The following is a 6,129-nucleotide window of genomic DNA, read 5'->3' as shown; positions in this document are numbered from 1 at the left end:
GGATGGACCCGCGTCCCCGGACTACTCGACATCCCCGCCCACACCACCCGCATCACCATCCTCGAAGCCCACACCGCCCTCGTCCAACACACCTGCCACGAAACCCCCCACGCCCCCGGCTGCTAACCACCAACGGGAGCCGCCACGAAGGTTCCCCGGCCGCCCTCTCATAGAGTCGAGGGAATGGATGACGTGACGGGGCCGACGGGCAGCGCCTTCTCGCGCGGAACGCGGCGGCAGCTTGCCGATGACGCGTCGTGCCCGTGCGGTGGCGGCCGGTTCGGCGACTGCTGCGGACCGTGGCTGCGGGGTGCGGACGCGCCGTCGGCCGAGACGCTGATGAGGTCGCGGTACTCTGCGTTCGCGCTTCGCGACCGAGACCACCTCCTCCGAACCTGGCACCCAGCGACCCGGCCCGTACGGCTCGAACTCGACGACCACCTGGTCTGGGAAGGGCTCATCGTCGACACGCTGGAAGGTGGCTCGCCGGGGGACCGACGAGGAGTCGTCGCCTTTCGCGCACGTTGGCGCGACGCCGCGGATGGATCGCGGGGAGAGCTCGTCGAACGCAGCAGGTTCCGCTCCGACGGTGTCCGCTGGTGGTATCTCGACGGTCAGTCGCAGCCGCCGTCGACCGCGTGAGGGACGAGCCTCCGCCGCCGGCGTTCGGTCTTGCCTGGCGGGGGAGCGGTTCTGATACCCTGGAGTGTCACGCTTGTGGTGATTTCGCCATGCGTCCGTGACACGCAAATCCCATTCACACCGCTGCTGCCGTGCTTCGCTCGTCCACGAGGGAGGAAGAAGCGTCCGCTTCGGGGCCGCAGCCCGACACCCAACCCAACAAGGACAACCCACTACATGACTACCGCAACGACCGCCCCGGCCACCAAGCAGGTCGCTATCAACGACATCGGATCTGCTGAGGACTTCCTGGCCGCGGTCGAGAAGACCCTGAAGTTCTTCAACGACGGCGACCTCATCGAAGGCACCGTGGTGAAGATCGACCGCGACGAGGTGCTCCTCGACGTCGGCTACAAGACCGAGGGCGTCATCCCCTCGCGTGAGCTCTCCATCAAGCACGACGTAGACCCGAACGAGGTCGTCAAGGTCGGCGACGAGGTCGAGGCCCTGGTTCTCCAGAAGGAGGACAAGGAAGGCCGTCTCATCCTGTCCAAGAAGCGTGCTCAGTACGAGCGCGCGTGGGGCGATGTCGAGAAGATCAAGGAGAACGACGGCGTCGTCACCGGATCGGTCATCGAGGTCGTCAAGGGTGGCCTCATCGTCGACATCGGCCTCCGCGGCTTCCTTCCCGCCTCGCTCATCGAGCTGCGTCGTGTGCGCGACCTCACCCCGTACCTCGGCCAGGAGATCGAGGCGAAGATCCTCGAGCTCGACAAGAACCGCAACAACGTGGTCCTCTCGCGTCGCGCGCTCCTCGAGCAGACGCAGTCCGAGTCGCGCACCACGTTCCTCAACAACCTGCACAAGGGTCAGGTTCGCAAGGGTGTCGTGTCGTCGATCGTCAACTTCGGTGCGTTCGTCGACCTCGGCGGTGTCGACGGTCTCGTCCACGTCTCCGAGCTCTCGTGGAAGCACATCGAGCACGCCTCTGAGGTCGTCGAGGTGGGCCAGGAGGTCACCGTCGAGATCCTCGAGGTCGACCTCGACCGCGAGCGCGTTTCGCTGTCGCTGAAGGCGACGCAGGAGGACCCGTGGCAGGTCTTCGCCCGTACCCACGCGATCGGTCAGGTCGCTCCGGGCAAGGTCACCAAGCTGGTCCCGTTCGGTGCATTCGTCCGCGTCGCCGACGGCATCGAGGGCCTCGTGCACATCTCGGAGCTCTCGGGCAAGCACGTCGAGCTCGCCGAGCAGGTCGTCTCCGTCGGTGAAGAGGTCTTCGTCAAGATCATCGACATCGACCTCGAGCGCCGCCGCATCTCGCTCTCGCTGAAGCAGGCGAACGAGTCGGTCGACCCGAACGGCACCGAGTTCGACCCGGCCCTCTACGGCATGGCGACCGAGTACGACGAGAACGGCGAGTACAAGTACCCCGAGGGCTTCGACCCCGAGTCGGGCGCCTGGCTCGAGGGCTTCGACGCTCAGCGCGAGAAGTGGGAGCAGGAGTACGCCGCTGCCCAGGCTCGCTGGGAGCAGCACAAGGCCGCCGTCGCGAAGGCGCTCGAGGCCGAGGCAGCTGCTCCGGCCGAGACCGGCGGATCCTCGTTCTCGTCCGACTCCTCGAACGCCGGCGGAACGCTCGCCGACGACGAGGCGCTGGCCGCACTGCGTGAGAAGCTCTCCGGTCGCTGATCGGACACGCTCAATGGGGGCCGCGACCAATTGGTCGCGGCCCCTTCCTCGTCTGGCCCGGCGGTTGGCTGTAACGTCAGAAGGTGATCATCAGCGCGGCAGCGAGCCCGACCGGCATCATCGGCCGCGGACGCGATCGATCGCTGTTGCTCAACCAGGTGCTCCTCGGTTCGGTGGTCTTGCTGGCGGCCATCCTCGTCGTGATCTTCGACGCCGTTGCCGACGGAATCCTGCTCATCCTGGGCGTGACCGTGGTGTTCGTCGCCACAGGGGCCGCGTTCGTCCTTCCGTGGAACCGTTTTCCCGCGCTCGCGATGCTCGTGCTTCCCCTCGCCGACATCGGGGCGATCGTCCTCATGCGTGGAGCCGCGCCCGATGCGGCGCTCGGGCTCATGTGGGCCTTTCCTGCCATCTGGATCGCCTCCGCCTTCGGCGGCTGGGGAGCGCTCCTCGGCAGCGGTCTGATCACGATCGCCTACTGGGCTCAGAACCTCGCGGCCCCGGCCCAGACGATCAATCCGGGCACGTTCCTGTTCCCGGTCATGATCGCCGGACTTGCCACCATCGCCGCGATCGGGTCGCGCCGTGCGATGGCTCAACGCACCCTCCTCGATAAGCAGTCCCTGTTCCTGCAGCGTTCCGTCGACCGCGCGCGGCGGCAGGAGGACCTCGTGACCGAGGTGCTGCAGGCGGTCGACTTCGGCGTGATCCGCTTGACCCCCGACGGGTCGATGGTCGTCACCAACGAGGCGCACGGTCGACTGCAGCGTGCCAGAGCGGATACGTCGCGCGCGTATGCGGCGGATGGCATATCGCCTCTCGACGACGAGGATCTGCCGCTGGCTCGTGCCCGGCGGGGAGAGGTGTTCGAGAACGCCTTGGTCTGGCACGGCGACCCCGGTGACGAGAGCCGACGCGCGCTGCGCTCTACGGCTCGGAGGCTCGTCGACAAGGATCTCTCGGACGCGGGCATGGTGATCGTCACGCTCGATGTCACCGCCGAAGAGCTCGCTCTGCGGGCACGGGCGGACCTGATCGCATCGGTGTCCCACGAGCTTCGTACCCCTCTCACCTCCATCACGGGCTACGTCGAGCTCGCCCTCGACGATCCCACGCTCTCGCCCGTGAGTCGTCGGAGCCTCGAGGTGGTGGAGCGAAACGCCGGTCGTCTCCTGGACATCGTCGCCGACCTCCTCACTGCATCGGCTGCCTCTCATCAGGGCGTCGAACTCACCCTCCGCACCGTTCCCACCGATCTGTCCGCCGTCGTCGAGGCGGCGGTGGAAGCGGCCCTCCCGCGTGCGCAGGAACGACGGGTGCAGATCGACACGTCCGCCGTGGAATCGGTCCACGCGATCGCCGATCCTCACCGGATGCGCCAGGTCGTGGACAACCTCCTCTCCAACGCCATCAAGTACAACCACGTTGGCGGCCGCGTGGAGGTCGGACTCACGGGTGATGCGAGCCACGTCTGGCTCGCCGTCGGCGACAACGGGCCCGGGATCGCCGAGTCGGAGCTTCCGAGGCTGTTCGAGCGCTTCTTCCGCTCCGGCCTCGTGCGCAACTCCACGACGCACGGGAGCGGTCTCGGTCTCGCGATCAGCCGCGAGATCGTCCGCGCGCACGGCGGTGACATCACCGTTCGCACCGTTCTGCATGAAGGAGCCATGTTCATCGTTCGTCTGCCGGCCCTGACGACGAGGGAGGGGAAGCGATCGTGATCGACCTCTTCACCGTGAACGTCATCGTGGCGGTCGTGACGATCACAGCGGGAGTGCTGTACCTGGTCGAGACGATCCTGCGTCGAGAAGTGGGCGCGGGACGGGTGTGGGCGCTCGCGTTCCTGGGTGGAATGCTCACCGTCGTCGCGTACCTGGTGTGGCAACAGGCGTCGGAGCCATGGATCGCGATCGCCATCGGCAATGCGTCGCTCGTGGCCACTTCCGGCTGCTTCTGGCTCGGGTGTCGCACCTTCAATGGCCGTGCGACGAGGCTCCCGGGAGCCGCTGTGGTCTCCGTGGCCGTGGTGACGATGCTGTCCGCGCTCTTCGCGGGCCCGCGTGGCGGAGAGTGGGCGGGGTCCGAACTGATGTTCCTCGGCATCGCGGTGTTCGCCGCGCTCGGTTCCTTCGAGTCCCGGCGGGGCGCCATGGGAGCGATGTGGAGCTCGCTCGGTTTTACGATCGTGCTCGCTTTCGTGGCTGTGTTCTACTTCGCTCGGGCCGTGGTGCTGGCCGTCCTTGGACCCGACAGCGACCTCTTCCGAACGTGGCTCAACTCGAGCATCACCGGCATCGTGTCCATCGTCCTCACGTTGGTCGCGCTCACGACCGCCACGATGCTGCGCAGCGGCCGGGTCACCGTGCGGCAGGATCACGACGGTAACCTCCTCCGCGTCTCCCCGGAAGGGATCCTGGAGGAGACGTCGTTCCGAGCGGCGGTGCTGACGGTCGCCGCCCGGTCCGAAGCGGGGGGTCGCATCTTCGCCGTCGTGGCGATGCGCATGGACGACCTCGCCCAGATCAGCCTGGCGTTCGGAAGCACTGAAGAGGAGGCACTCCGCACGCAGTTCCGTGCCGGTGTCCGCCGGTTCGCTCCCACCTTCGCGCTCGTCGGGCACGGCGCCGACAACTCGATGGTGCTGGCATTCGAGCCCGATTCCGCCGCCGAAGCCGGCCGTGTCGCAAGCCGCATCCAACGTCGACTCCTCGACGGTTTCGCCGAGCGGGGGAGCGCGGTGATCCCGGTGCTGGGAGTCGGAGTGGCCGTCAGCCTCGATATGGGCTATGACGCCTTGATGCTTCAAGATGCGGCCAGCCTCGCTGCTCGTCGGTCGTCGACCAGCGTCGACGCATCGGTGATCTTCGCGGAGCCCCCCGGCGACCTCGCGGGTGGCGACACCGCCGTCGCAGGGGAGTAGCGCCGTCGTCCCACACCGGCGGCGGGGCCACGGATCCTGTCACAGGGTCAGCCGGTAACCGATCCCTCGCACGGTCTCGATCCATCGGGGATGCGTGGCGGACTCACCGAGCTTTCGACGCAGGTTGGCCACATGCACCTCGATGGCGCGCGTGTCGTGATCGCTGATGTACGAGACCCCGAGGTGGCTCTCGCCTCGCAGCATCAGCGCGAGCTCGCCCTTTCCCACCACGCGCCGGCCGGCCGCGAGAAGATCGTGGAGGATGTCGAACTCACTCCGGGTCAGATCCAGATCTGCTCCGTCGGCGCTGGCAACCCTCATGTCGGGGTGCAGGCGCAGCCCCTTGTGGTCGAGCCATCCGGCGCCGTCCGGCGCCGTCACGGCCGCCATCGGCCCGGTCGCAGTCGCATCGGTCGTCGTCGCCTCGCTTCCGAGCGTCCGCGGACGCCGCAGCATCGCCTCCACCCGCGCCCGGAGCTCTCGCGGGCGGAACGGCTTGGTGATGTAGTCGTCCGCTCCGGACTGGAGCCCTTGGAGAGTGTCGATCTCGTCGGCCCGCGCGGTCAGCATGACGATGTACGTGTCGCTGACGGCGCGAATACGGCGAGCGGTCTCGAACCCGTCCATTCCGGGGAGGCTGACATCGAGCGTGGTGACGATCGGCTGGTGGTCGCGGATCAACTCGAGCCCGTCAACTCCCGTCCCGGCGGGATGCACCGTGAATCCGGCCTGGTCGAGCACCTCGGAGATGAGCGATCGGATGTCGGGGTCGTCCTCGATGACGACGGCGACCTTCGAATCCGGCACCGGGGATACCTCCGTCTGCCGGTCGACGGTTCTGCGGAGGGGACCGGCACCGGCGATGATATCCCAGAAGGAGTGCCGGAACGGGACCGCGG

At 67.4% G+C, this 6,129-nt stretch carries 5 protein-coding genes; 4 read left to right on the top strand and 1 reads right to left on the bottom strand.

Annotated features, from left to right (window positions below; genetic code table 11):
- Window positions 1-183 precede the first annotated feature (183 nt).
- From QM591_RS10835 to QM591_RS10820, 4 genes are all read left to right on the top strand, one after another.
- Window positions 184-642, top strand: coding sequence for a YchJ family protein (locus tag QM591_RS10835; RefSeq protein ID WP_415132415.1), 459 nt, complete (start codon window positions 184-186; stop codon window positions 640-642).
- Window positions 643-858: 216 nt separating this feature from the next.
- Window positions 859-2,310: a 30S ribosomal protein S1 gene (rpsA, locus tag QM591_RS10830; protein ID WP_415132414.1), complete on the top strand. Its 1,452-nt coding sequence runs from the start codon at window positions 859-861 to the stop codon at window positions 2,308-2,310.
- 83 nt (window positions 2,311-2,393) lie between these two features.
- Entirely contained in the window at window positions 2,394-4,031 is a 1,638-nt protein-coding gene (locus tag QM591_RS10825) for a sensor histidine kinase (RefSeq protein WP_415132413.1), read from the top strand.
- Window positions 4,028-5,230 (top strand): hypothetical protein, encoded by a 1,203-nt coding sequence (locus QM591_RS10820; protein WP_415132412.1) that lies wholly within the window; start codon window positions 4,028-4,030, stop codon window positions 5,228-5,230. Before QM591_RS10825 ends, QM591_RS10820 begins: the two co-directional genes overlap by 4 nt.
- A 39-nt stretch (window positions 5,231-5,269) precedes the next feature.
- Here QM591_RS10820 and QM591_RS10815 read toward each other — a convergent pair whose 3' ends face one another.
- Window positions 5,270-6,037 carry a response regulator transcription factor gene (locus QM591_RS10815; protein WP_415132411.1) on the bottom strand — a complete coding sequence of 256 codons (768 nt, stop codon included), beginning with the start codon at window positions 6,035-6,037 and terminating at the stop codon, window positions 5,270-5,272.
- Between the last annotated feature and the right edge of the window lie 92 nt (window positions 6,038-6,129).

The organism is Microbacterium sp. (assembly GCF_047607225.1).
Taxonomy (GTDB): Bacteria; Actinomycetota; Actinomycetes; order Actinomycetales; family Microbacteriaceae; genus Microbacterium.
The sequence above is the reverse complement of the archived record's forward strand: the minus strand, read 5'-3'. Positions and strand labels throughout refer to the sequence as shown.

Coding starts and splice junctions, on each gene's coding strand:
- QM591_RS10835 (WP_415132415.1), top strand. CDS start 184: ATGGATGACGTGACGGGGCCGACGGGCAGCGCCTTCTCGCGCGGAACG.
- rpsA (WP_415132414.1), top strand. CDS start 859: ATGACTACCGCAACGACCGCCCCGGCCACCAAGCAGGTCGCTATCAAC.